The organism is Halanaerobium sp. (genome assembly GCF_003070835.1).
The window spans coordinates 1-25,033 of sequence record NZ_QBLR01000033.1; the positions used below are offsets into that span (position 1 = coordinate 1).

The 25,033-nt window shown below is 34.9% G+C and carries 23 protein-coding genes, 1 tRNA gene and 1 riboswitch; of the genes, 23 read left to right on the plus strand and 1 reads right to left on the minus strand.

Annotation, left to right across the window (positions count from 1 at the left end; translation table 11 throughout):
* Positions 1 to 21 precede the first annotated feature (21 nt).
* The 3 genes from CI949_RS05630 (at position 22) to CI949_RS05640 (ending at position 2,552) form a co-directional block, all read left to right on the plus strand.
* Positions 22 to 96, plus strand: a tRNA-Gly gene (locus CI949_RS05630).
* A gap of 181 nt (positions 97 to 277) precedes the next feature.
* Entirely contained in the window at positions 278 to 1,348 is a 1,071-nt protein-coding gene (locus CI949_RS05635; RefSeq protein ID WP_290763845.1) for an alanine--glyoxylate aminotransferase family protein, read from the plus strand.
* A 43-nt stretch (positions 1,349 to 1,391) separates the two neighbouring features.
* Positions 1,392 to 2,552: a sugar MFS transporter gene (locus CI949_RS05640; protein ID WP_290763848.1), complete on the plus strand. Its 1,161-nt coding sequence runs from the start codon at positions 1,392 to 1,394 to the stop codon at positions 2,550 to 2,552.
* A gap of 87 nt (positions 2,553 to 2,639) precedes the next feature.
* Here CI949_RS05640 and serA read toward each other — a convergent pair whose 3' ends face one another.
* Complete coding sequence (serA, locus tag CI949_RS05645) at positions 2,640 to 4,244, minus strand: phosphoglycerate dehydrogenase (protein ID WP_290763851.1); 1,605 nt, start codon at positions 4,242 to 4,244, stop codon at positions 2,640 to 2,642.
* Between the two features lie 201 nt (positions 4,245 to 4,445).
* Here serA and CI949_RS05650 point away from each other — a divergent pair, with 201 nt between their 5' ends.
* From CI949_RS05650 to CI949_RS05745, 20 genes are all read left to right on the plus strand, one after another.
* Complete coding sequence (locus tag CI949_RS05650; protein WP_290763853.1) at positions 4,446 to 5,729, plus strand: DUF1015 domain-containing protein; 1,284 nt, start codon at positions 4,446 to 4,448, stop codon at positions 5,727 to 5,729.
* Between the two features lie 40 nt (positions 5,730 to 5,769).
* Positions 5,770 to 6,786, plus strand: coding sequence for an iron ABC transporter permease (locus CI949_RS05655; RefSeq protein ID WP_290763855.1), 1,017 nt, complete (start codon positions 5,770 to 5,772; stop codon positions 6,784 to 6,786).
* A gap of 5 nt (positions 6,787 to 6,791) precedes the next feature.
* Entirely contained in the window at positions 6,792 to 8,054 is a 1,263-nt protein-coding gene (locus CI949_RS05660) for an ABC transporter ATP-binding protein (protein ID WP_290763858.1), read from the plus strand.
* A gap of 16 nt (positions 8,055 to 8,070) precedes the next feature.
* Positions 8,071 to 8,646: a 2'-5' RNA ligase family protein gene (locus CI949_RS05665; RefSeq protein WP_290763861.1), complete on the plus strand. Its 576-nt coding sequence runs from the start codon at positions 8,071 to 8,073 to the stop codon at positions 8,644 to 8,646.
* A 49-nt stretch (positions 8,647 to 8,695) separates the two neighbouring features.
* Positions 8,696 to 9,346, plus strand: coding sequence for a beta-phosphoglucomutase (pgmB, locus tag CI949_RS05670; protein WP_290763863.1), 651 nt, complete (start codon positions 8,696 to 8,698; stop codon positions 9,344 to 9,346).
* Between the two features lie 146 nt (positions 9,347 to 9,492).
* Positions 9,493 to 10,503, plus strand: coding sequence for a LacI family DNA-binding transcriptional regulator (locus CI949_RS05675; protein WP_290763865.1), 1,011 nt, complete (start codon positions 9,493 to 9,495; stop codon positions 10,501 to 10,503).
* Between the two features lie 21 nt (positions 10,504 to 10,524).
* Positions 10,525 to 11,634 (plus strand): ABC transporter ATP-binding protein, encoded by a 1,110-nt coding sequence (ugpC, locus tag CI949_RS05680; RefSeq protein ID WP_290763868.1) that lies wholly within the window; start codon positions 10,525 to 10,527, stop codon positions 11,632 to 11,634.
* 144 nt (positions 11,635 to 11,778) lie between these two features.
* A complete protein-coding gene (locus tag CI949_RS05685; RefSeq protein ID WP_290763871.1) occupies positions 11,779 to 12,117 on the plus strand; it encodes a septum formation initiator family protein in 339 nt (112 codons plus the stop codon).
* Positions 12,118 to 12,176: 59 nt separating this feature from the next.
* Positions 12,177 to 14,348: a Tex family protein gene (locus CI949_RS05690; RefSeq protein WP_290763874.1), complete on the plus strand. Its 2,172-nt coding sequence runs from the start codon at positions 12,177 to 12,179 to the stop codon at positions 14,346 to 14,348.
* 87 nt (positions 14,349 to 14,435) lie between these two features.
* Complete coding sequence (locus tag CI949_RS05695; RefSeq protein WP_108141726.1) at positions 14,436 to 14,801, plus strand: S1 RNA-binding domain-containing protein; 366 nt, start codon at positions 14,436 to 14,438, stop codon at positions 14,799 to 14,801.
* Positions 14,802 to 14,912: 111 nt separating this feature from the next.
* On the plus strand, positions 14,913 to 15,458 hold the full coding sequence (locus tag CI949_RS05700) for a DUF501 domain-containing protein (RefSeq protein WP_290763880.1): 546 nt from the start codon (positions 14,913 to 14,915) through the stop codon (positions 15,456 to 15,458).
* Positions 15,433 to 16,341, plus strand: a complete 909-nt coding sequence (locus tag CI949_RS05705; protein ID WP_290763883.1) for a Ppx/GppA family phosphatase — start codon at positions 15,433 to 15,435, stop codon at positions 16,339 to 16,341. The genes CI949_RS05700 and CI949_RS05705 overlap by 26 nt, the downstream gene beginning before the upstream one ends.
* A gap of 65 nt (positions 16,342 to 16,406) precedes the next feature.
* Positions 16,407 to 17,810, plus strand: a complete 1,404-nt coding sequence (gene tilS, locus CI949_RS05710) for a tRNA lysidine(34) synthetase TilS (RefSeq protein WP_290763886.1) — start codon at positions 16,407 to 16,409, stop codon at positions 17,808 to 17,810.
* A gap of 1 nt (position 17,811) precedes the next feature.
* Positions 17,812 to 18,372, plus strand: coding sequence for a hypoxanthine phosphoribosyltransferase (hpt, locus tag CI949_RS05715; protein ID WP_290763889.1), 561 nt, complete (start codon positions 17,812 to 17,814; stop codon positions 18,370 to 18,372).
* A gap of 215 nt (positions 18,373 to 18,587) precedes the next feature.
* Positions 18,588 to 20,492 carry an ATP-dependent zinc metalloprotease FtsH gene (gene ftsH / locus CI949_RS05720; protein WP_290763892.1) on the plus strand — a complete coding sequence of 635 codons (1,905 nt, stop codon included), beginning with the start codon at positions 18,588 to 18,590 and terminating at the stop codon, positions 20,490 to 20,492.
* Positions 20,493 to 20,628: 136 nt separating this feature from the next.
* Positions 20,629 to 20,937, plus strand: coding sequence for a PadR family transcriptional regulator (locus tag CI949_RS05725; RefSeq protein ID WP_290763895.1), 309 nt, complete (start codon positions 20,629 to 20,631; stop codon positions 20,935 to 20,937).
* Between the two features lie 12 nt (positions 20,938 to 20,949).
* Positions 20,950 to 21,576 (plus strand): ATP-binding cassette domain-containing protein, encoded by a 627-nt coding sequence (locus CI949_RS05730; RefSeq protein ID WP_290763898.1) that lies wholly within the window; start codon positions 20,950 to 20,952, stop codon positions 21,574 to 21,576.
* A 41-nt stretch (positions 21,577 to 21,617) separates the two neighbouring features.
* On the plus strand, positions 21,618 to 22,400 hold the full coding sequence (gene fetB, locus CI949_RS05735; RefSeq protein ID WP_290763900.1) for an ABC transporter permease: 783 nt from the start codon (positions 21,618 to 21,620) through the stop codon (positions 22,398 to 22,400).
* 120 nt (positions 22,401 to 22,520) lie between these two features.
* Positions 22,521 to 24,191, plus strand: a complete 1,671-nt coding sequence (locus CI949_RS05740) for a formate--tetrahydrofolate ligase (RefSeq protein ID WP_290763903.1) — start codon at positions 22,521 to 22,523, stop codon at positions 24,189 to 24,191.
* Between the two features lie 54 nt (positions 24,192 to 24,245).
* A riboswitch (THF riboswitch) is annotated at positions 24,246 to 24,339 on the plus strand.
* 70 nt (positions 24,340 to 24,409) lie between these two features.
* Complete coding sequence (locus CI949_RS05745) at positions 24,410 to 24,952, plus strand: folate family ECF transporter S component (RefSeq protein ID WP_290763906.1); 543 nt, start codon at positions 24,410 to 24,412, stop codon at positions 24,950 to 24,952.
* Positions 24,953 to 25,033 lie beyond the last annotated feature (81 nt).

Genomic DNA, 25,033 nt, shown 5'->3' on the forward strand with positions numbered 1-25,033 from the left:
TTCCCCTCCACCATTAAATATGCGGGAATAGCTCAGTGGTAGAGCATCACGTTGCCAACGTGAGGGTCGCGAGTTCAAATCTCGTTTCCCGCTCCATTTGATATTATGCACCTTTAAGGTGCTTTTTTTATTTTTAATTATTTTTCAATATTCTGATAATTTAATATTACTTTATTATTTTTATTTTAACTGCTATAATAATAAATAATTATATCTAAGTATAGAGAACCGAGCAATTCAGCTGAAGCTGAAAATATAATTTATGAGGTGTTCAAAAATGCACGAAAAATTATTTACCCCTGGACCAACAGAAGTGAGAAGTGAATTACTTAAGGAATTATCAACAGCACAAATTCATCACCGAACTGAGAAATTTTCTGAGATTTATGATGATATTCAGGGAAATTTAAAAAAATTACTTTTTACAGAAAATCCTGTTTTTTTATTTTCTTCATCTTCAACAGGAGCTATGGAAGCTGCAGTGACCAACGGGATCAAAAAACGCTGTTTAAATTTTGTCAATGGTGCTTTTTCAGATCGCTGGCATCAAATCACTAAAAAAAATGGTGTTGCCTGTGATAAAGTAGAGATTCCCTGGGATCAGGCTGTAAAACCAGAATTAGTAGAAGAAAAGCTTAAGACAGGCAAATATGATGCGATTACTGTTGTTTTAAATGAGACTTCTACAGGTTTAATGAATCCAGTTAAGGAAATTGGAGAAATTGTAAAGAAATTTGATGATGTTTTATTTTTAGTTGATGCTGTTTCAGGAATGGCTGGGACTGAAATTAGAGTAGATGACTGGGGAATTGATATGTGTCTGGCAGGAGTTCAGAAAGCATTTGCCTTACCTGCAGGTCTAACTGTTGCTTCAGTTAGTGACGATTTGTTAAAGAGAGCAGAAGAGGTGGAAAGTAAAAGTTATTATTTTAATCTGCCACTTTTATATAAGTATCATCAGCGTTCACAGACAAGAACAACTCCGGCAATTCCACAAATTTTTGCCCTGCAAAAGCAGCTGGATGATATCGTTAATATTGAAGGCATAGAAAATAGATTTGCCAGGCATCAGGAAATGGCTGAATATGTTCAAAACTGGGCTTTAGAATATTTTGATATATATGCTGAGGAAGGGTACTGGTCGAATACAGTTACCTGTATTGAGAATAACAGAGGTATTGATGTTAATAATTTAATTAATACTCTTGTCGAAAAATATAATATTCGAATTGCTAATGGCTATGGTGATTTGAAAAATAAAGCTTTTAGAATTGGACATATGGGTGATCTGAGCTTGGCTGACATCAAAGGTTTACTGGCCACTATTGAAAGCATTTTAGAGTTATAAATTTAAAAAATCTGTTGAGTTTATTTGGAAGGTTTGATTATTGATGGAAAGACATAAAAAGCTAGTTTTTCTGGCATTTATGATGATGATAATGCTGGGATTTATTAATAATATGAGGGGTACATTAATTCCTCCAATTAGAGATTTTTATACAGTAAATTACTCACAGATTGGTGTAATGCTGATGGCTTCAACTTTTGGATTTATGTCGGCAACATTTTTTGGGGGACTGGCGGCCAGTCATTTTGGCTTAAAAAGAGTAATTACTTTTGGATTTCTGGCTGCTGCTTTTAGTATATTTATAATGGGTTATGTTAATTCATTTCTTTATTTAATCCTGTTGATGACACTACTGGGAATTGGACTTGGCTCAGTAGAGATCGGTGCTAATTCACTGGGAGCTAAGATATTTGTAGAAAAATCAGGAATGATGATGAATATGCTTCACTTATTTTTTGGTGTGGGAGCTTCTATAGGCCCGCGTTATGCCGGCTGGCTTCTATCATTAGACTTAAAGTGGTATCAAATTTATTTAACTGCTCTTGTTTTGATTATATTTTTACTTATATATTTATTTTTTACTAATTTTCCAGTAGAAATTGAAAATGATAAAAAAGATAATATTGCAATTAAAGAAATAGTAAAGCAGAAAAAAGTATGGCTTTTTTCTGCAGTTTTGGGTTCAGCTGTTGTGTCTGAAATTGCAATTGGAAGCTGGCTGGTTAATTTTCTACATGTAGAAAGAGCATTTAGCACAACATCTGCTTCTACATATTTATCATTATTTTTTATAATTTTTACTGTGGGCAGACTTGTTGGTGGATATTTTACAGAGCATTTAGGATATATCAAAATACTATTTATTTTTGCTTCAGCAACCTTATTCTTATTTATCTGTGGTCTCTTAGTGGAGGGAGTTTTGGGAGCAGTTTTCTTCTCTACAGCAGGATTTTTTATTTCTATTATGTTCCCTACTATTATGGCAGTTATAATGAATGAATTTGATAAAGGTGTAAGTTCTTATATGGGCTTTATTATTACTACTGCCTCTGCAATAAATATGACTTCAAACTGGCTGATTGGTAAAATCAATGATATTTTTAATGTGTTTACTGGTTTTGCAAGTATAAGTTTTTTTATGCTTTTAATTATTGTTTTTCTATATTTTTTAAACCGGGAATTAGATTATGATTTTGCTAAATAAGAAATCATAGTTATAGTTTAAATAGTTAATTAAGATGAGAAGAGAGCAGCCCCAGAAAGGCTGCTCCCGCGATTCTACTTAATATATTTATATTTCTAGATAGCTTAAATCTTTTACTCGAGTATCAAGTTCATCAAGATGAACTTTGATTCTTTCCATAATTTCTTTAGAAGGTTTTGAATCAATCTGCATCATCATAATTGCTTCGCCGCCAATATCCTGACGTCCCACCTGCATATTAGCAATATTAATATTTTCTTCACCAAGTGTTGAGCCAATTTTACCAATTACTCCCGGTTTATCCTGATAGCTAACTATAATAAATTCACCTGAGAGGTCAAGGTCAATTCTCAGCCCATTAATTTCAATTAATCTAAATCCAATTGGTAAATAGGTCCCGGCCAGACTGTACTCTCCAGTTTCAGTTTTAAGGTTGATTTTAATAATATTTTTTAATTCACCTTCATTTTGAATCTGGCTTTCCTTTAAAGAAATACCTCTTTCTTCAGCAATATGCATTGCGTTTACAAGATTAATTCGGTCATCTAAAATCGGCTCTAAAATAGATTTTACCAGACTTAAAGTCATTGGCTTGTGGTTAAATTGATTAACCTCTCCACCATATTCGACTTCTACAGCCTCAATTCTTTCGTGCCCTTTCCATTTAGCCATAAAATTACCCAGTTTAGTTACCAGATTAATATATGGTTTGGCCTGATTAAACTCCTGGGGATCCATTGCAGGGATATTAAGTGGAGATTCGGGCAGATTGCTCTGTAAGACTGAAACTACTTCTTCAGCTGCGGTAATCGATACATTATCCATGGCCTCAGTAGTTGTTCCACCTAAATGACAGGTCATAATAACACGATCATTAAATTTAAGTAGAGGATTATTACTGGCTTTTACTGGTTCTTCCTCATGAACATCGATTGCTGCACCGGCAATTTTATTTTTTTCCAATGCTTCAGCCAGAGCTTTGGTATCTACATTTTGACCTCTGGCACAGTTAATTACGCGAGCACTATTTTTCATAATGGCGAATTCTTTGTGACTTAAAATATGATAGGTTTCATCAGTTAGCGGTGTATGTAGTGTAACATAATCTGCTTTTTCTAAAACCTCTTTAAATGGTAGTAAAGGGACATTAATTTTCTCAGCCTTTTGTGGGGCGAGATAAGGATCATTGGCAATTACTTTCATTCCAAAACTCTGGGCTCTCTTGGCAACCCTGCTACCGATTCTGCCCAGACCAATAATACCTAAAGTTTTACCCTTTACTTCAACCCCCATATATTTTTTGCGGTCCCAGATATCATTGTGTAGTGCCTGGTTTGCCTGGGGAATATTACGGGAAAGTGAAAGCATCATTCCCAGAGTGTGTTCAACTGCAGAAATTGTGTTTCCAGTTGGGGTATTAAAAACGAAAATTCCATGTTTAGTAGCCTCATCTAAGTCAATATTATCATAACCTGTACCTGCTCTACCTATTACCTTTAATTTTTTTGCCTTATTTAAAGCTTCAGCGTCTAAAAGAGTCATACTTCTAACAATAATTCCATCATAGTCGGCAATAGTTTCTAAAAAATCTTCTCGGCTCTGTCCTGGTTTGAAATCAACATCCATGCCTGCTTCTTGTAAAATATCAATTCCTTTTTGAGCAATATTGTCACTGACTAAAACCTTATACACTTATTACCACTCCTTCTCTCTTCTTGCTACTAATTTTTTTTAATTATATCTAACTGGGAAGGATAAAGCAAGGATTTAATGCTTTAACAGAGTAAAATAAGAATAAATTATATTTTCATTATATTATAAAAATTTTGATATCTGAATCTAGCTTGCTGTAAAGCTGATAAAAATATATAATGATTAAAAGGAGTGATAAGTATGGCGAAGGTATTTCCATTTCATGGTTATAGATATAACCAGGAGCAGGTTGGAGAACTCGAGAAGGTAGTAACACAACCATATGATAAGATTGATCAGCAGTTACAGGAAGAATATTATGAGCAAAGTCCTTATAATGTTGTGCGTTTGATTTTAGGAAAGGAAGAAGATCGCTATCAGAGTGCAGCTGATAATTTGAATAACTGGATTAATAAGCAGATTTTAGTTCGTGATCAAGAAGCTGGCTTTTATCTCTACACTCAGGAATATGAGGTTGAAGGCGAAAAGTTTGTCCGCAAGGGTTTTGTTGGCCTGGGTGAACTGGAGGCTGGCGGAGGAGTTAAGGCTCATGAAAATACAATGGAAGGGCCAAAGGCAGATCGTTTAAAGTTAATTAGAGCTACAGAAGCAAATTTTGGTCATATTTTTATGCTTTATTCAGATCAGAAAAATGAAATTAATAATTTATTTACAGAATTAATGAAAGATAAGCCTCTTTTTGAGGTGCATGATGAAGATCAGAATTTACATAAAGTCTGGCAGCTGACTGATTCAGAGCTGATAGCAGAGATAAAAGAAAAGATGGAGTCTAAAAATTTATATATTGCTGATGGACATCACCGCTACCAGACAGCTTTAAATTATCAGCAGGAATGTATAGAAAATGGCTGGCAGGCTGATGGGGTTGAGAGTTTTAATCACCGACTGATGACTTTTGTCAATATGGACGATCCTGGGTTAAAGGTACTGCCTACCCACAGATTATTGTATAATATTAAAAATTTTGAAGTTAATTCGTTTTTAGAAAAAGCAGCTGAGGATTTTAGTATTAAAGGATTTGACACTAAAGAGGAAATGTATATTTATCTTGATCAGAATCAGGAAAAGAAGGTATTTGGTTTTAAAGCTGGAGCAGCTGAAGCATACTATGTTTTTGAATTTGAGAATGAGGCTGTTTTGGATCAGGTAGAAGGTAATTATTCTCAGACTTATAAAGAGCTTGATGTAAGTATTTTGCATAATATTATTCTGGATAAATATTTGGGTATAGATAAAAAAGCACTGGCTGCTAAGTCAAATCTAGACTATATAAGATATCGAGATAAAGCTCTTGAAAAACTGGAGACTGGTAAATATCAGGCAGCATTTATTTTAAATCCTACTTCGGTTAAAGAAGTGAAGGATATTGCAGACCAGGGAGAAAAAATGCCGCAAAAGTCTACTGACTTTTATCCAAAGCTTTTAACCGGTCTTGTAATTAATAAATTATCAATAAAAAAATAGCTTACAAATATTGAAGCAAATTCAGTACTGGGGACTGATAATGATGGGAGAAGATAAAAATAATATATTGATCTTTATAGGGGCGCTTTTGTTTTCAGCTTCCTTGATCTTTCTGGCTTTATTTATTGGTTCAAGTCAGATTAATCCAGCCGATATTTTAGGCTATATATTTAACAGCAGCAGTGTCTCTACTCCAGCAGCAATTATTATTGGAGAAATAAGACTGCCGAGAATTATACTTGCATTTATTGTTGGAGCAGGGCTTGCTGTTGCCGGGGCTGTTTTTCAGGCTATAATTAGAAACCCAATGGTTGATCCCTACATTATTGGAATATCGGCTGGAGCAGGAACAGGAGTAATGCTGGCTCTGTTTTTAGGGATAGAAATTGCTATTTTTAATTTAAATTCTCTACCTGCTTTTGCCTTTTTGGGAGCGGTAATCACAGTTTTTACAGTTTATCAGTTGGCAAGGGTTGGAAATAAATTACCGGTTCTAACATTCCTACTGGCAGGAGTAGCGGTAAGTTTTATTTTGAATTCCATGATGTCTTTTCTAATGGTTTTAAGAACGGAAAATCTGCAGCAGCTGGTTTACTGGCTGATGGGGAGTCTTGCTGGTTCAGCCTGGGGAGATATTAAGATGATCTTACCTTATTTTATAACAGCATTTGCTGTAATATTATTTTATCTTAAGGACTTAAATATATTACTGCTCGGAGAAGAGAGCGCCCGGCATCTTGGGCTTAATGTAGAGAGAACAAAAATAATTTTACTTGGAGCAGCTTCCCTTTTGACCGCCTCAGTAGTCTCTGTTAGCGGCAGCATTGGTTTTATAGGTCTGGTTGTACCTCATATTGCGAGGATTATAATTGGGCCTGATCACAGAAGGCTAATACCACTGGCAGCTTTATTTGGTGCTTCATTTTTACTGCTTGCAGACACAGCGGCTAGAACTATAATGGCCCCGATGGAACTGCCGGTTGGAATAATTACTGCTTTTGCCGGTGGGCCATATTTTATTTACTTACTGCGCAATAAATCTAAAAATATTTGGTGAAAATTATGCTGAGAACAGATAAAATTAAATTTAGTTATGCTGCTGAAGAAATTCTAAAGGGGATTGATCTGGAAATTGAAGCAGGTTCTTTTATTGGTATTATTGGTCCTAATGCTTCCGGTAAATCAACTCTTTTAAAAAATATTAGCAGCAGCTTAAAATCAGATAGTGGAACTGTTTACCTGGATTCTAAACTGTTAAACGATTACAGTTCGATGGAGCTGGCTCGAAAAATGGCGGTTGTTCCCCAGAATACAGAGGTTAATTTTAATTTTAATGTCTATGATATTATAATGATGGGTAGACATCCATATCAGAAACGCTGGTCTGGAGTTAACAAAACAGATAAAAAAATTGTAAAAGAGGTTATGGAAGTTACTGATACTCTAAAATTAAGGAGTAAATCAATTAATGAACTTTCAGGTGGTGAAAGACAGAGGGTTATAATTGCCAGAGCTCTGGCCCAGAAGCCTGGCATTCTGCTGTTGGATGAGCCTACTTCTAGTCTTGATATTAATTATCAGGGTGAAATTTATAGTCTTTTAAATTATTTGAATCAGGAATTGGATCTAACAATTATTACAGTCTCCCATGATCTTAATTTAACTGCTCAGTATTGTGAGAAATTAATTTTACTAAAGGAAGGAAGAATTTTTGCTGCTGGCCCGGCAGAAGAAGTTTTAACAGAGAAAAATATCAGGCAAGTCTACAAAGCAGAGGTTTTAATTAAAACCAATCCGCTTTCTGACAGGCCATTTATTACTCTTATTCCAGAAGTTAATAAATTTAATCGTAAGACTGAAAAAAAAGATTTCAAAATCCACATTATAGCTGGTGGTGGAACTGCTAAAAAGTTTATCTATAAACTGGAAAATCTGGGTTATCAATTGAGTATTGGTGTCTTAAATATAGGGGATGCTGACTGGCAGGCTGCAAAAGAACTGGGAATTGAAATTGTTGAAGCACCACCTTTTATTGATATCGCCAAAGCTGAAATCAAACAAAATAAAAAATTGATTGAAAAAGCGGATTTGATTATCTTAAGTGATCTTCCTTTCGGGCATGGTAACCTGGCAAATTTAGAAATTTTGCTTGATTATCCTGATAAGGCTAAGATTTTATTTTCAAACCTTAAAATTAAAAAAAGAGACTATATTAAAGGAAAAGCAGAAAAGATCTGGAATAAATTATTAGAGGAAGATGAAAATATATTACTTCTTGATGATAAAAATCGTTTAATTTCAGAAATTAAAAAACTGGAAAATTAGAGATGGGGATTTAATTATGATAAAAGCTGCAGATTTAGAAAATGAGTATTTTTTAGTTTTGATTCCAGGTGAAGAACTTGTAGAAACAGCTGCTCAGGTGCAGAAAATAGTTTCTGAGCACTACAACCTTTATCCCGATCAGATATATCCGCAGCTGCATATAACAATCGATAGAATAGCGAAAAATAAGGTTGATAAGGCTAAAGAAATTCTTGCTAAAAAGATAAGAGAATTTAACAAAATTGAGGTTGAAGTTGATCGTTTCAGCTGTATTAAATTTTCGGATCAGCATCAGCTGGTGCTGGAAGTTAATGAAACTAAATCTTTAAAAGAATTTTCTGAGAAAGTTCATCAGAGTCTTAAAGCAGAAGGTATCTCAACTATTGAAAATTATGAGGAGTGGATGTTTCATATCACAATAATCAGCAACATTTTTGCTGAGAATCCAATCCCGGTTGATGAGTTAACAGAAATTTGTTTATTTATGGAGGGAATGTCTCGCCCGATTTCTGCCGCAGCAGAAAAAATGGAAATCTGGAGGCCAACCCTGGATCCAGTCGAAAAAATCATAGCAAGTTTTGATCTGGACTAGGATTTAATTTCATTTTAGGAATAATAAATTTATAATGGGAGTGGTTATTATGGCAAAGGAAATTAAAGGATTTATTTTTGATCTTGATGGAGTTATAACTGATACTGCAGAATATCATTATAAAAGCTGGCAGAAGCTGGCTGATGAAGAAGGGCTGTTTTTTAATCGCGAAGTAAATGAACAGCTGCGCGGTGTTTCCAGAATGGAGTCAATGGAGATTATTCTGGATGGAAAAGAAGTTCCTGAAGATCAGAAAAAGGAATGGACTGATCGAAAAAATGCATATTATCAGGATTATTTAGAGGAAATTACTAAAGCTGATATACTGGATGATATGGAAGCAAAATTAATGAAACTTAAAGCAGATGGTTATAAGCTGGCTGTAGGTTCATCAAGTAGAAACGCAAAAAAAGTTTTAAAACATTTGCAAATTACAGACATCTTTGATACAATTGCAGATGGACACAGTGTAGAAAATGCAAAGCCGGCACCGGATTTGTTTTTACATGCAGCCAAAAATCTGGGGCTGAAGCCGGAAGAATGTGTTGTTTTAGAGGATGCGGAGTCAGGTGTAGAAGCAGCTTTAGCAGCAAATATGAAGGCAGTTGGAGTTGGACCTGAAGAAAGAGTTGGCAAGGCTCATCTGATATATGCCAATGTTGGCGATATAGATTTTGATGAGATTATAGAAAAATTATAAAAAATTTAAATAAAAAAGAAGGAATTTAAGAGTCTGTAACGAATAGTAATAATAAGAGTTAATTATTATTACAGGCTCTTTTTTTCTTCAAGCTTTCGCAAGCGCTTGCGTAAATTGCGCAGGCATTTAAAACTGGAGGCAGAAAGATGCAGATTACTCTTAAAGATATTGCTCGCATGGCTGATGTTGCAGAATCAACAGTTTCTCGGGCTTTAAATGATAAGCCTGGAGTTGGTAGAGAAACAAAGTTAAAAATTTTGAAAATTGCAAAGGAAAATAATTATCGTCCAAATCAGCTGGCGCGGGGACTGGCGGCTAAAAAGACTAATATGATTGCTGTAATTATGGCAGAAATGGATAGCCCCGGCAATATTGAGATTGTAAAGAGTATTGAAAAGGCTGCAGATGAAAAGGGTTATCAGATAATTCTCTGCAACACCAATAATCAGGAAGATAAGGAAGAGTCCTATCTATCACTTTTGGAATCAAATCAGGTTGATGGGGCAATATTTATTGGTGGTAAACTTGTAGGGAGTCATCTTTTGAGAGCCAGTTTTAGTCAGGATAATAGAATTGTACTGGTTAATCGGCTAGCAGAGGAAAACTTTTTTACTTCAGTTTTAACTGATTACAGCCAGGGTATTTATCAGGCTGTAGAACACCTGGTAGAAGAAAATTTCAAAAAAATAGCACTTGTCTGCGGTAGTCGAGATGATTTGATTGAAGAAGAAAAGATAAGTGGTTATAAAAATGCACTCAGGGATTCAGGTTTAGATCTTAATCAGGAACTGATTTTTTCAACTGCTAATGACAGACAGGCTGGTTATAATGTTTTTTTAGAAATTATTGAAGGTGATGTTATTCCCGATGCCTTTATTTCTACCAGAGAGTTAACTACAATCGGGCTTGTGGAAGCAATTAAAATGGGAGGTTATTTTATTCCCGATGATTTTGCAGTAGTTGGTTATGGTGATAATATTTTAACTTCAGTAATTGATCCACCGCTGACAGTTTTAAGTGAGCCGGTGGAGGAGCTTGGCAAAAGCTCACTGGAATTTTTATTAAAATTGATCAATGACAATCTGGACAGTCAACAAATTAAGGTTTTAACTCCCGAATTAATTATTAGGGAGTCATCAATATCAAAATACAACTAAAATTATGAGGAGGATTTTTTAATGGCAAGTGTAACTTTAGAACATATTTATAAGCATTTTGGTGATTTTACAGCGGTTAAGGATCAGAACCTGGAGATCAGAGATAAGGAATTTGTTGTTTTAGTAGGACCTTCCGGTTGTGGTAAGTCAACAACTTTAAGAATGATTGCCGGTCTGGAAGAAATTAGTGAAGGTACTTTAAAAATTGGTGATCAGGTTGTTAATGATGTAGCACCTAAAGATAGAGATATTGCGATGGTTTTCCAGAACTACGCTCTGTATCCACATATGAATGTTTATGATAACATGGCTTTTGGACTTAAATTACGTAAGTTCCCTAAAGACGAAATTGAGAGACGTGTTCAGGATGCTGCAGATATTTTAGGTATTGAGCAGTTATTAGACAGAAAGCCTAAACAGCTATCTGGTGGTCAGAGACAGCGTGTTGCTCTTGGTCGTGCAATTGTGCGTGAGCCTAAAGTATTCTTAATGGATGAGCCCCTCTCTAACCTTGATGCTAAGCTAAGAGTTCAGATGAGAACTGAGTTATCCAAACTTCATGATCGTCTAAAAACTACAATGATTTATGTAACTCACGATCAGACAGAAGCGATGACAATGGGAGACAGAATTGTTGTGCTTAAAGATGGTGTAGTACAGCAGGTTGATGATCCATTATCTCTTTATAATAAGCCTAACAATATGTTTGTGGCTGGATTTATTGGTTCACCAGCAATGAACTTTATGGACGCAGTAATTGAAAAAGAGGCAGATACTTATTATCTAGAAGGCGATGGCGCATTTAAAATCCGTGTACCTGAAGATAAAGAAGACCACATTAAAGATTATGTAGGTAAAGAGGTTGTTTTTGGTGTAAGGCCTGAAGATATTGTAGATACTAAAATCACCCATGACTTTGAAGTTAAAGAGGACAACTCTTTTGAAGCAGATGTAGATGTTGTTGAGCCTATGGGTTCAGAAATTTATCTCTATCTTGCTGAAGAGGGTCACTCCTTAATTGCTCGTGTAGAAGCTGAAAGTACTGCTCAGGTTGGAGATACAATTTCACTTGGTATTGACTTAAGAAAAATTCATGTCTTTGATGCTGAAACAGAGGAATGTATCTTTTAATTAAGCTTAAAATATAGTATTTAAAAATAGATAAGAATTAATGAAGCAGTCGAATTTTAAATTCGGCTGCTTTTTTGATTAATTGTTAAATTTAAAGTATAATTACAACTGTAATCATAATTTAGCTTACGGGAGGAATTAAATATGCCTCGGCAGAAAAAGGATTTTTTGTTAAATCCAGTGGTTGTTACAATTGTTGTAGTTATCGCACTGATAGCCGCTTTTAATTTTTATCAGAATATGACAAGAATGAACCAGCTTGAAAAACAAATTAAAAAGATTGAAGCTGAAATTGCAGAGGCTGAAGCTGAAAATCAAAGGTTAAAGGAGCAGCTAGAAAACAGCAGCAGCCATGAATACATAGAAGAAGTTGCCAGGGAAAAACTTGGCCTGGTAAAACCAGGTGAAAAAATGTTTATTCCAGTTGAAGAGGATGAAGGAGCTGGAGAAGATCAAGATTCAAATGAAGAACAAAGCGAATAAAAAAAGTTTATAGATTTTAACAGAATATAAATATAATAAGCATGTAAAGGAGTTTTTAAATGTCAGAGTATATTAAATCAGATTTAATGCAGCAGGCAGCAGTCGAATTGAATTTGAAAAAAGAAAATATTAAAGCTACAGTAGAGCTTTTAGATTCAGGTAATACAGTTCCCTTTATTGCTCGTTACCGGAAAGAAATGACAGGCAGTCTGGATGAAGAAGAAATCAGAAATGTTGAGGAAAAAATAGATTATTTGCGCCGTTTAAATGAGCGAAAAAATGAGGTTGCTGCAGCAGCCGATAAACAGGAGAAATTAGATGATGAGCTATTAAATAAGCTTAAAAAGGCTGATACTCTGCAGGAAGTAGAGGATTTGTATCGGCCCTTTAAAGTTAAAAAGCAGACCAAAGCTGCGAAAGCAATTGATAAAGGTCTTAAACCATTAGCTGAGTTAATCTTCAGCCAGCAAAAAGATAAATCAGAAATCAAAAAAGAGGCTGAGAATTATCTTGATCCAGAAAAAGAGCTGGAGCAGGTGGAAGATGTATTGAGTGGAGCTGAAGATATTATAGCAGGTGATATATCGGATGATGCTGAACTGCGCAAAAAGCTGAGGGTTTATGTATTTAAAACTGCTAAAATTGTTTCAGAACAAAAAAATGAAGATGAAGAGGGTAAATATCAGGATTACTATGAGTTCAGAGAATCAATAAATAAGATACCACCTCACAGAATTTTAGCCTTAAACAGAGGAGAAAGTGAAGAAGTACTTAGAGTTAAAATAGAAGTTGATGATGAGCGGGCAATAGAGATGATTTATGCTTTTTATGAGTTTGATAAAAATAAGTCTGGCAGCTTTGAACATTTAATAAATGCTGTAGATTATGCCTATAAAAGACTTATTTTTCCATCTTTAGAAAGAGAAGTACGTAATGATTTAACAGAAAAAGCAGAACTAAAGGCTATTAATAATTTTTCAACAAATTTAAGATCTTTATTAATGCAGCCACCGCTGGAAGGAAAAAGGGTACTTGCTATTGACCCTGCCTTCAGGACCGGCTGTAAGCTTGCTGCTTTAGCTGAGGATGGCAAGTTATTAGAAACAGGTGCTATTTATCCCCATCCACCGGTTAATAAGCAAAATGAAGCCGCTGCTGCGATTGCCAAATTGGTTAAAAATTATGAGATTGATTTAATTGTAATTGGTAATGGAACTGCCAGTAGAGAAACAGAGAGTTTTGTGGCAGAACTGATAAAGGGCGGAATGGATGTAGAATATACTATTGTTAGTGAAGCTGGGGCTTCAGTTTATTCTGCTTCGAAGTTGGCCCGGAAGGAATTTCCAGAGTTGGATGTTTCAATTCGGGGAGCAATTTCTATTGGGCGTCGAATTCAGGACCCACTGGCTGAATTGGTTAAAATTGCCCCCAAGTCACTTGGGGTAGGAATGTATCAGCATGATATTTCTCAAAAAAACTTAGAAAAAGCATTGAATGAAGTAGTAGTTGACGCGGTTAATCATGTTGGAGTTGAGATTAACACAGCTTCGGCAGCTTTATTAACTTATGTAGCAGGTATTAGCTCTAATAATGCAGATAAGATTATTAAGCAACGCAGTCAGGAGGGGAAATTTAAGCAGAGAAAGGATCTGCTTGATGTTTATGGTTTTGGACCTAAAACATATGAGCAGGCTGCAGGTTTTATTCGTCTTGATTCAGAAGCTGATCCATTTGCTCTGACTCCCATTCACCCAGAATCATACCAGGCAGCAGAGAAGATATTAGCTAATATTAATTATCAGGCAGCTGATATTAGAGATAGAGAAAAACTGGATCAGATTAGAGAAAAATTAAATGAAATAGATCTTGTAAAGACGGCTTCAGATTTAGAAATTGGTCTGCCAACTGCAAAAGATATTGTGGCTGCCTTAAAACAGCCCGGACGTGACCCTCGCGATTCAATGCCAGCTCCTATATTCCGTAAAGATATCTTAAAAATAGAAGATATTGAGCCGGGAATGATTTTCAAAGGTAAGGTTCGCAATATAGTTGATTTTGGAGCTTTTGTTGATATTGGCTTAAAACAGGATGGACTGCTTCATATTTCTGAGATGAGTCAGATGTATGTTAGTGACCCCTTTGAGATTGTCGAAATAGGGCAGAATATAGAGGTTAAGGTCCTTGATGTTGATCAAAAAAGGGGTAGAATTTCTTTAACTTTAAAATTTTAGAAAATTTTAGCCGATAAATTTGACACCTCTGTCTTAATTAAGTTATAATGGGTACAATATTAATATCTAGGGAGGAATTTTTTAAAGATGTCCATTGAAGTTGGAAGTATAGTTGTAGGAGAAGTTACAGGGATAACAAATTTTGGTGCTTTTGTTGAATTAGAAAGTGGAGAAACAGGCCTGGTTCATATTTCTGAGGTGGCTAACACTTATGTAAAAGATATTAGTAATTTCCTTAAAGAAGGAGACGAAGTTAAGGTTAAAGTTATTAATGTCGATGATGACGGGAAAATTGGCCTTTCCATCAAGCAATTAGAGGATCCAGATGACCGCATTGATCATGCTCCAGAAATGTCCTTTGATGAAAAAATGGAACGTTTCTTGAAGCAGAGCAGTGAGCGTCAGCAAGATCTAAAAAGTAGAGAGGCAAAAAACGGCGGAAGCTCTAAATAAATATTTGCCAATTTTTTATTGACTTTTTAAACATCCTTTAATTCGTTTAAGGGGTGTTTTCTCTTTTTAATGTACAAATTTATAATAAATTAACTACAGGGAGCAGTAATTATGGATGATCATAAAACAATAGAACTTCAATTAGACAGAAAAATTGATAATTTTTTAAAAACTGCCCTTTATTGTCCATTTGGATTCCCGGCAGTTATTACTGTTAAACCATTTGCTAACAATACTGCAGCACCAACTATCTACTGGCTCAGCTGTCCATATTTAAATTACGAGGTCGGCCGCCTGGAAGCTGAAAGTGACTTGATTTCTGAACTGGGAAAAAAATTAAAAACTGATATGGAATTTAAAGTATTAATGGAAGCTGCCCATCAAAGATATGCTGAGAAAAGAAAAAAATTATTATCAGCTGCAGAACTACAAAAAGCCAGGGAAGTATCTGAGGATTTATACAGAATGCTGGTTGAATCAGGTGTCGGTGGGATTAGAGAAAAAGAAGGTATTAAATGTTTGCATACTCATCTTGCTGATTTTTTAGTGGAAAAATCTAATCCGGCTGGAGAAGTTGTCTTTAATAAAGTTGACTGGCCTGAAAACTGTAAAATCTGTAAAGAAAGGGTTGATGAGTTTGAGAGCAGCAGCAATTGATATTGGAACAAATTCCTGTCGGCTGTTGATTGGCGAAAAGAGCGGTGATAATTCCTTTGAGATCCTGGCTAGAGAATTAGAAATAACCAGGTTGGGAGAAGGAGTAGATAAAAATAGAAAATTAAAGGCAGCTGCTGTTGCAAGGGTTTATCAAGCATTAAAAAAGTTTAGAGCCATCATAGATCGCTATCAGGTTGAAAAGCTGCGAGTTATTGGTACAAGTGCTCTTAGGGATGTTGATAATGCATATCTACTTAAAGATAAACTGCAGGAACTGGATTTTAAGCTTGAAATTATAAGTGGTGAAAAAGAAGCTGAGCTCAATTATGCCGGTGCAGTTTCTAATTTAGAAAATGATTTTTTATTAATCGATATTGGTGGAGGAAGCACAGAATTTATCTGGTCTGAAGCCTCAGAAATAAAATTTAAAAGTCTGGACATTGGCTGTGTCAGAATGACTGAAAAATTTGTTGTCAACCCAGAAACTGAATTTAAAACTGAATTGGTTAATAAAATTAGTAATTATGTAAATGATTTGTTAGCAAGTGAACTTGATTTTAATAGGGAATTTAAAATTCGAGGAGTGGGGGGCACAATTACTACTCTGGCAGCTATTAAACTGGGGCTTGAAGTTTATGACAGCAGTAAAATTGAAAATACAGAGATTAATAAAAAAGAATTAGAAAAAATTATCAAGAAACTGAGCAATTCAAACTTAAAAGAGAGAAAAAATGTTAAAGGATTACAGCCCCAGAGAGCGGATATAATTATAGCTGGTTTAATAATTTTAAAAGCTATTTTAGATTTTATTGACAGTAGTGAATTGTCGATCAGTGATCATGATCTGCTGCATGGTTTAATAAAAAATCAATTAAATATATAATTTTGCAGGTTTAGATTTCTAGATCTTGAAATATAGTAATAAAGTTATTTTTTGGAGGATTTTTTATGGAAGCTAAATTTAGAGATTATATAATTAAAAACAATTTACTTAAAGACTGCAAAAAACTGTTGCTAGCTGTCTCAGGTGGTCCTGATTCTTTAGCTATGCTGGAGCTTTTTTCTGAATACAAAGAAGAATTTGATCTTAAAATAGCTGTGGCACATGTAGATCATAAGCTGCGGGAAGAGTCTGCGGCAGAGGCTGAATTTGTTAAAGCTTACGCTCAAAAAAAGGGTTTTGATTTTTTTTTGAAGCAGGTAAATTTACCTGAATTAATCAAAAAAAATAATTCTTCAGCTGAAGCTCTGGCCAGAGAATTAAGATTTGATTTTTTTAAAGAAATTATTCAAAAAAACAATTATGATTTACTGGCTCTAGCACATCACAGAGATGACCAGGCGGAAACTGTCCTTTTGAATTTGTTTAGAGGAAGTGGTCTGCAGGGTTTAAGTGGAATTCAGTCTAAGACAGAGTTGAATGGGATAAAAATTATCCATCCTCTGCTTGAATTTAATAAAGAAGAAATATTAGCATATTGTAAGCAAAAAAAACTCGAACCTCGTTTTGACAGCACTAATCAGGAGAATATCTACAGCAGAAATATTATTAGAAATGAAATTTTTCCGCTGGTAGAAAAGAAGATAAATTATAATGCCAGGGAAGTTATTGCCCGCAGCAGCAAATTAGTTGCAGCAGAAAATAATTTTCTGCAGGAGATGGCAGCAAAAAAATATGAACAAATCGTAAAATCAGAAACCGATAATAAAATAGTTATTGATTTCAATGAAATTATTAATCTGGATCAGGTTTTGCAGCGCAGAATTTATAGATTTATCTATAATAAGTTAAACAGTAATCTTGATGATTTATATCTTGACCATATTTTTGAAATAGAAAAATTGATTCAAAACCAAAAGACAGGCCGCGGGGTTGATATTGCCTCCGGTATTAGAGTGGAAATTAGTTATTCAAGTCTAATTTTTTTCAAAAAAACTAATTCCACCAATAAATTAAATAATAAAATTAAATTTGAAGTTGAGGAAACAATAGAAATTGATAATAACTGCAGTTTTGTGAGCCAAATTATAGATATTGATGATTTTTCTTTTTCTACTGATTCTCTGACAGCTGCTTTTGATTATCAAAAATTACAATTACCTTTATTTTTAAGAAATAGAAAAGCAGGAGATAAGATAAAGCCACTGGGTATGGCAGGGCATAAAAAAGTTAAAGATATTTTAATTGATCAAAAAGTTCCAAAACAGAAGAGGGACCAGCTGCTGCTTATTGTGGATGCAGAAGACAACATCATCTGGCTGCCTCCCTATAAGATTTCTGATATTTACAAAATTACCAGAGAAACAGATAAGGTTTTAATTTTAAAGTTAAAATATAATGAGGAGGATTAAAATGGGAAAAAACACTGTTTTTGCAGACGATATTAAAGAAGTAATTATTGATGAGGAAGAATTAAAGCAGAGAATTTCAGAATTGGGAAAGGAAATTACAGACAGTTATGAAGAAGATGATGATATTGTAATGCTCTGTATCCTGAGGGGAGCGGTTTTATTTATGGCTGATCTGGCTAGAGAAATTGACTTACCTGTAGTTTTTGATTTTATGGATGTTTCAAGTTATGGTGCTTCCACAGAATCATCTGGAGTTGTTAGGATAATCAAAGATATGGAAGAAAATATTGAGGGGAGACACCTCTTAATTGTAGAAGATATAATTGATACAGGTAGAACTCTTAAACATGTAGTTGATATGCTCGAAACTCGTGACCCAAAAAGTATCAAAGTGGTTACTCTTCTAGATAAACCTGATCGAAGAGTTCAGAAAGAAATTGATGCAGATTTTAATGGTTTTGAAATTCCTGATAAATTTGTTGTAGGTTATGGTCTTGATTTTGCGGAGAAATACAGGAATCTATCATTTATTGGTGTTTTAAAGGAAAAGTTATATATATAAATACTCAGCGACTTAAAGATTAATATTTATATTTTTTTGATTTTTAATTGAAATTTAATATTGATAGTTTATAATATAATTTAGTTGAGCTAATTAATAAAATAAAAATTATAAAATATTAAGTGCCAGTAAAGCTCATTTTATTTACAAAATATAAATGTTGTGTTATAATATTTTACTGTATATGATTTAAGTCGTAGGGGAGGTAAATAAATTTGAATAAGTTTGTTAAAAATATAGGATTTTATTTAATTCTGATTGCTATATCAATTTTAGTTGCACAGTTCTTTATGCAGCAGGGACCATCAACTCTAGAAGATTTTACATACACAGATCTTCTAACTGAAGTTGAAGCTGATAATATTAACCAGGTGACTATTATTGGTAATCAGGAAGTGACAGGTTCAATAAACAGTAGAAATTTTAAAGTTCCAGTTCCACCTGAGGCGATTCCATCACTAATGCAGGAATTGCGGGCTGGTGATGTGAATATAAAAACTGAGCCACAGCCGACAACACCATGGTGGATTAATATTCTAAGTTATATTTTACCTGTTGTGATTTTAATTGTTGCCTGGATTTTCATTATGCAGAAAATGCAGGGTGGCGGCAGCAAGATGATGTCATTTGGTAAAAGCAAGGCTAAACTAAATGAAAGTGATGTTAAGGTAACTTTTGATGATGTTGCTAATTATGATGAGGTTAAAGAAGAATTACAGGAAGTAATTCAATTTTTAAAGAAACCGGATAAGTTTACCGAGTTGGGTGCTGAAGTGCCTAAAGGAGTTTTGATGGTTGGACCTCCTGGAACAGGTAAAACACTTATGGCAAAGGCAGTTGCTGGAGAAGCGGGGGTTCCCTTCTTCTTTATCAGTGGTTCTGACTTTGTGGAAATGTTTGTTGGGGTTGGTGCCTCAAGAGTTAGAGATTTATTTGAAAAGGGTAAGAAAAATTCACCCTGTATTATTTTTATTGATGAGCTTGATGCAGTTGGACGCCAGCGTGGAGCCGGACTTGGTGGCGGCCATGATGAGCGTGAGCAGACCTTAAACCAGCTCTTAGTTGAAATGGATGGTTTTGAACCAAATGAAGGTATTATTTTAATGGCTGCAACCAATAGACCCGATGTTCTAGATCCAGCTTTATTGAGACCTGGACGTTTTGACCGTCAGGTAATGGTAGATAAACCTGATAGATTGGGAAGACAAAAAATATTAGAAATACATGTTAAGGATAAACCTTTAGGTGACGACATCGATTTAGAGGTACTTGCTAAAAGAACCCCTGGATTTACCGGTGCTGATATGGAGAATCTTGCTAATGAAGCTGCTATTTTAGCGGCCAGAAGATCAAAGAAAATCATCGCAATGAAGGAATTTGATGATGCTATTGATCGAGTTATTGCTGGACCTGCTAGAAAGAGCAAAGTAGTTTCTGAAGAAGAGAAAAATCTTGTTTCTTATCATGAAACTGGACATGCTCTGCTGGGTGAACTGCTGGAGCATGCTGATCGTACTCATAAAGTGACAATTATACCTCGAGGTAGAGCCGGTGGATTTACAGTTCCTCTGCCGTCAGATGATCAGAACTTTATGACCAAAGGACAGCTTTTAGATAAAGTTACCAGTCTAATGGGAGGAAGAGCTGCGGAAGCAATTTTCCTGGATGATATTAGTACAGGTGCTCAAAATGATATTGAACGAGCAACCCAGATTATTAGAGCAATGGTGACTGAATACGGAATGAGCGAAAACTTAGGTCCTCTAACCTTAGGTCAAAAACATGATCAGCAGGTATTTCTGGGTAGAGACATTTCTCGTCAGAGAAATTACAGTGAAGAAGTCGCTGCTCGAATTGATAAAGAGATTAGTAAGATGGTTGAGGAATGCTACAGTAAGGCTGAACGACTGCTCAGAGAAAATTCTGAGACAGTAGAAAAAATTGTTGCTGCCTTAAAAGAATATGAAACTTTACATGCTGATCAGATTAAACGTCTGATGAGAGGTGAAGAAATTACTGGAGATCCAGATAAAGATAGAATAGAAGAAGATGATTCTGATGGTGGAGATAAGCAGGAGAGTATAATCACTACATTTGAACCTGAACCACAGAATGGTTAAGATCTATAAATAATCAAACGGCCAGCTTCTGCTGGTCGTTTTTTTATCTAATTAAATGTTCTCCTTTTACTTTTAATTTCATTATCGAAATGCTATAATAATGATCAATAATGAAAAACGATAAAGAGGTGAAAGTATGGAAAATAAAATCTTAAGAAAACTTTTTTTAGCTTTCATGAGAGTTCATATTCTATATCATGCTAAAAAAGAACCTTTTTTTGGCCTCTGGATGATAGAAGAATTAAAAAGTCATGGCTATAATATAAGTTCCGGCACATTATATCCAATTCTGCATTCAATGGAATCAGATGGGATATTAATTAGTGAAGAGAAAACTGTTGAGGGTAAAGTAAGAAAGTATTACAGTCTTACAGCAAAAGGAGAAGAGGTTTTAAAGGAAGTAAAAACAAAGACCAGAGAGTTATCAGATGAAATTATGAATTAGAAGGAGGTAAATATGTTTAAACTTGAGAATGTTATATTTAAAGATATTTTAAATATTGGAAAGATAGAACTGGAAAAAAATTTAGTTACAGCAATCCTGGGCAGCAGTGGAGGTGGTAAGACAACTTTTCTAAAGCTGCTTAATAATATGATCACAGCTGATCAGGGAGAAATCTTTTATAAAGGGAAAAATATTGAAAGCTATGATCCTGTTGCTTTGAGGAGAGAAGTTGTAATGCTGCCGCAGGATCCGGAGATCTTTAAGGGGACTATCAGAGATAATTTTAAAATAACTGAAGAAATTGCTGCTAATGGAATTTCTAAAAATTTAAATTATAAAGAGCTGCTGGAGAAAGTTTCGTTAAGTCAAAATTTGAGTGATAATGCTGAGAATTTATCCGGAGGAGAAAAACAGCGTCTGGCTCTGGCTAGAGTTATGCTTTTAGAACCAGAGGTGCTTCTTTTAGATGAGCCATCATCTTCTCTGGACAAGAAAACAGAAGAAAAGATTATTCAGATGGTAGTTGATTATGTTAGAGAAAATAAGAGAACATTAATTATGGTTACTCACAGTCCAGAGATAGCCGAAAAATTTGCTGATAGGATAATTAATATAGAAGCTGGCAGAATTACTGATTGAATAGTTTAAATAAGCAGTTAAAAACAGGAGGAGTGAAATTTATGGAGAATGATATTATAAACATACAATTATTACAGCTGGTATTTGCCTATATTTTTGTTTTGATTTTGCTTTTTATTGTCAAGCAAAAAGAAATTGGACATAAAGGTGAAATATTGCTGGCTTCAGTTAGAATGACAATTCAATTAGTTGCAGTCGGTTTTATTTTAGAATACGTTTTTGCAAATCAAAATCCATATTACAGTATTTTGATCCTGCTGATCATGGAGATTTTTGCAATCTATAATATTTATGGCAGGGTTGATTCAAAAATATCAAAAAAAATGAAGGGTATAATTGCAGGCTCAATGTTTTTGGGGACTTCTATAAGTATTTTTTTCTTTGTTCTGATAGTAGTTGGGCTTGAGCCGTGGTTTAGAGCTGACTATTTTATTCCGCTATCAGGAATGCTGATTGGAAATTCAATGACCGGAATATCTTTGGGAGTTAATCATTTAATAGACGGATTTAAGGATAATAAAGCACTGATCGAAAATTACTTAATGCTGGGTGCTGAACCAGAAACTGCTGTTAAAGAAATTAGCAACAGAGCGTTTTATAATGCTGTACTGCCAACAATTAATTCGATGATGGGGATGGGAATTGTATTTCTTCCTGGGATGATGACCGGTCAGATTTTAGCGGGAGCCTCTCCAGTAATTGCTATCAAGTATCAGATTGCAATTATGATGGGGATTTTAGGAAGTGTAACCTTAACTGTATTTTTTATGGTAAACCGCGGTGCCAGGACATTTTTTAATTCCAGAAAGCAGCTGAACATCTAATTAACGAAAAAACAAGTGAAATAAATATCAAAGCAGGAATTAATTAAATTACATTGAAATAATATAATAAGAATTAAATATAATTTAAATTTTCAAACAAATTATCGAGGGGGAAGTATAGTGAAAAGTGATATTCAAATTGCTCAGGAAGCCACAATGAAAGAAATCACAGAAATTGCTGAACAGATTGGTTTAAAAGAAGATGACCTGGAATTATATGGTAAGTATAAGGCGAAAGTTAAACTGGATGTACTAAAAAGACTTTCTGATAATTCTGATAGCAAACTGGTGCTGGTAACTGCAATTACTCCAACTCCAGCTGGAGAGGGTAAAACCACTACTACTGTTGGATTGGGACAGGCATTAAATCGGATCGGAAAAAATGCAGTTATTGCAATTAGAGAGCCTTCTTTAGGACCTACAATGGGGATTAAAGGTGGTGCAGCAGGTGGTGGTTATGCTCAGGTAATTCCTATGGAAGATATTAATCTTCACTTTACAGGTGATATTCATGCAATTGGGATCGCTCATAATCTGCTGGCAGCCGCTATTGATAATCATATTAAGCAGGGCAATGAATTAAATATTGATCCAACTCAAATTACTTTTAAAAGAGCTGTAGATATGAATGATCGAGCATTAAGAAATACTGTAGTTGGACTTGGTGGAACTAAAAATGGATATCCCAGAGAAGATGGCTTTTTAATCACAGTTGCTTCCGAAATTATGGCAATTTTGTGTCTGGCCAATGATTTGATGGAACTAAAAGATAAACTAGGGAAAATTGTAATTGGCTATACTTATGATGGAGAAAGTGTAACAGCTCATGATCTAAAGGTAGAAGGAGCAATGACCGCCTTACTAAAAGATGCTATTAAACCTAATTTAGTGCAGACTTTAGAAAACACTCCCGCTTTTATTCACGGGGGACCATTTGCAAATATTGCTCATGGATGTAATAGTGTAATGGCAACTAAATTTTCAATGAAACTTGGAGATATTACTGTTACAGAGGCTGGCTTTGGAGCTGACCTGGGAGCTGAGAAATTTTATAACATAAAATCCAGATTTGCTGATTTAGAACCTGATGCAACTGTCTTAGTTGCAACCATTAGAGCTTTAAAAATGCACGGTGGAGTAGAAAAGGATAATCTAAAAGAAGAAAATCTGGCTGCCCTGGAAAAAGGTATGGAAAATTTAGAAAAACATATTGAAAATGTTAATAAATTCGGTGTTCCGACAGTTGTAGCTATAAATAGATTCCCCGATGATACTGAAGCGGAATTAGAATTGGTGAGAAGAAAGTGTAAAGAACTGGGAGTCAATGTAGCTTTATCTGAAGTTTGGGCTAAAGGTGGAGAAGGTGGAGAAGAACTTGCAAATGCTGTTGTGGATGTACTTGAAAATGAAGAGAGCAAGTTTAGATTCCTCTATGATGAAAAGGCTCCAATTAAAGAAAAGATAGAAACTATTGCCACTGAAATCTATGGTGCTGATGGTGTTGATTATAGCGATACGGCTCTGGCTCAAATAAGCAAATATGAAAAGCAGGGTTATGCTGACATTCCAGTCTGTATGGCCAAAACCCAGAGTTCTATTTCTGATAATCCTAATTTAAAAGGAAGACCCAGTGGTTTTAGAATCAGTGTAAAAGAAATTAATCTATCTGCTGGAGCTGGATTTTTAGTTGTAATGACCGGCCCTGTATTAACAATGCCTGGTCTGCCAAAAAGACCTTCTGCTGAAGATATAGATATTGATGCTGATGGAAAAATTTCTGGATTGTTCTAAATAACTTTAAAAATTTGTTTAGATGGGGTATAATAAAAACAAATGAAATATAGTGATAGAGTAGACAGGAGGCGTAGAGTGTTCAGAGATGGGACGTTGCTCTGAAACGAAAGCTTTTAGCTGCGGTCTCCCTGTCGCGTCCGCTGTCACCAAAGTTTCCTCTTTCTTTGGTGCAGATATAAACTATCATCTAACCAGAGAGGGGGGAGGTGTAGAAAATGAAATTAAGCACAAAAAAGATTGCTTATCTGTCTTTTTTAACAGCATTAACCATCATTTTAACCAGAGTATTCAGTATTAGGATTCCAATTGCAGGAGTTGAAGGAGTACGAATTGGTTTTGGTGCTTTGCCGATAATTTTTGCAGGTGTGGCTTTTGGTCCTGTTGCTGGAGGTATTGTTGGTGCACTTGGAGACCTGCTGGGTTATTTTATTAATCCAATGGGAGCTTATATGCCCCATTTTACCTTTACTTCTTTTTTAACTGGTTTTATTCCAGGATTTATGGTGTTTTATGTACTCAAACGCTGCAGAACACTACCTATAATTTTTATCTCAGTGGCTGTAGGACAGTTAATATCTTCTTTAATTCTGGTCCCTTATTTTATTAACACTTTATTTGGAGTACCTTTTACTGTGTTGATGCCACCGAGATTAATAAGTCAGTTAGTTAATATACCACTTTATGCATATTTTATTAAGGTGCTTTTAAATTATGATGCCGTTAAAGTTCGCAAAATTAAAGCGGGCACAAGCTGTTGATAACTTAATAATAATTCAAAAGGGCCCTTTTAGGGTCCTTTTTCTAGGAGAATTTATAAATGGAAGAATATAATATGTTTG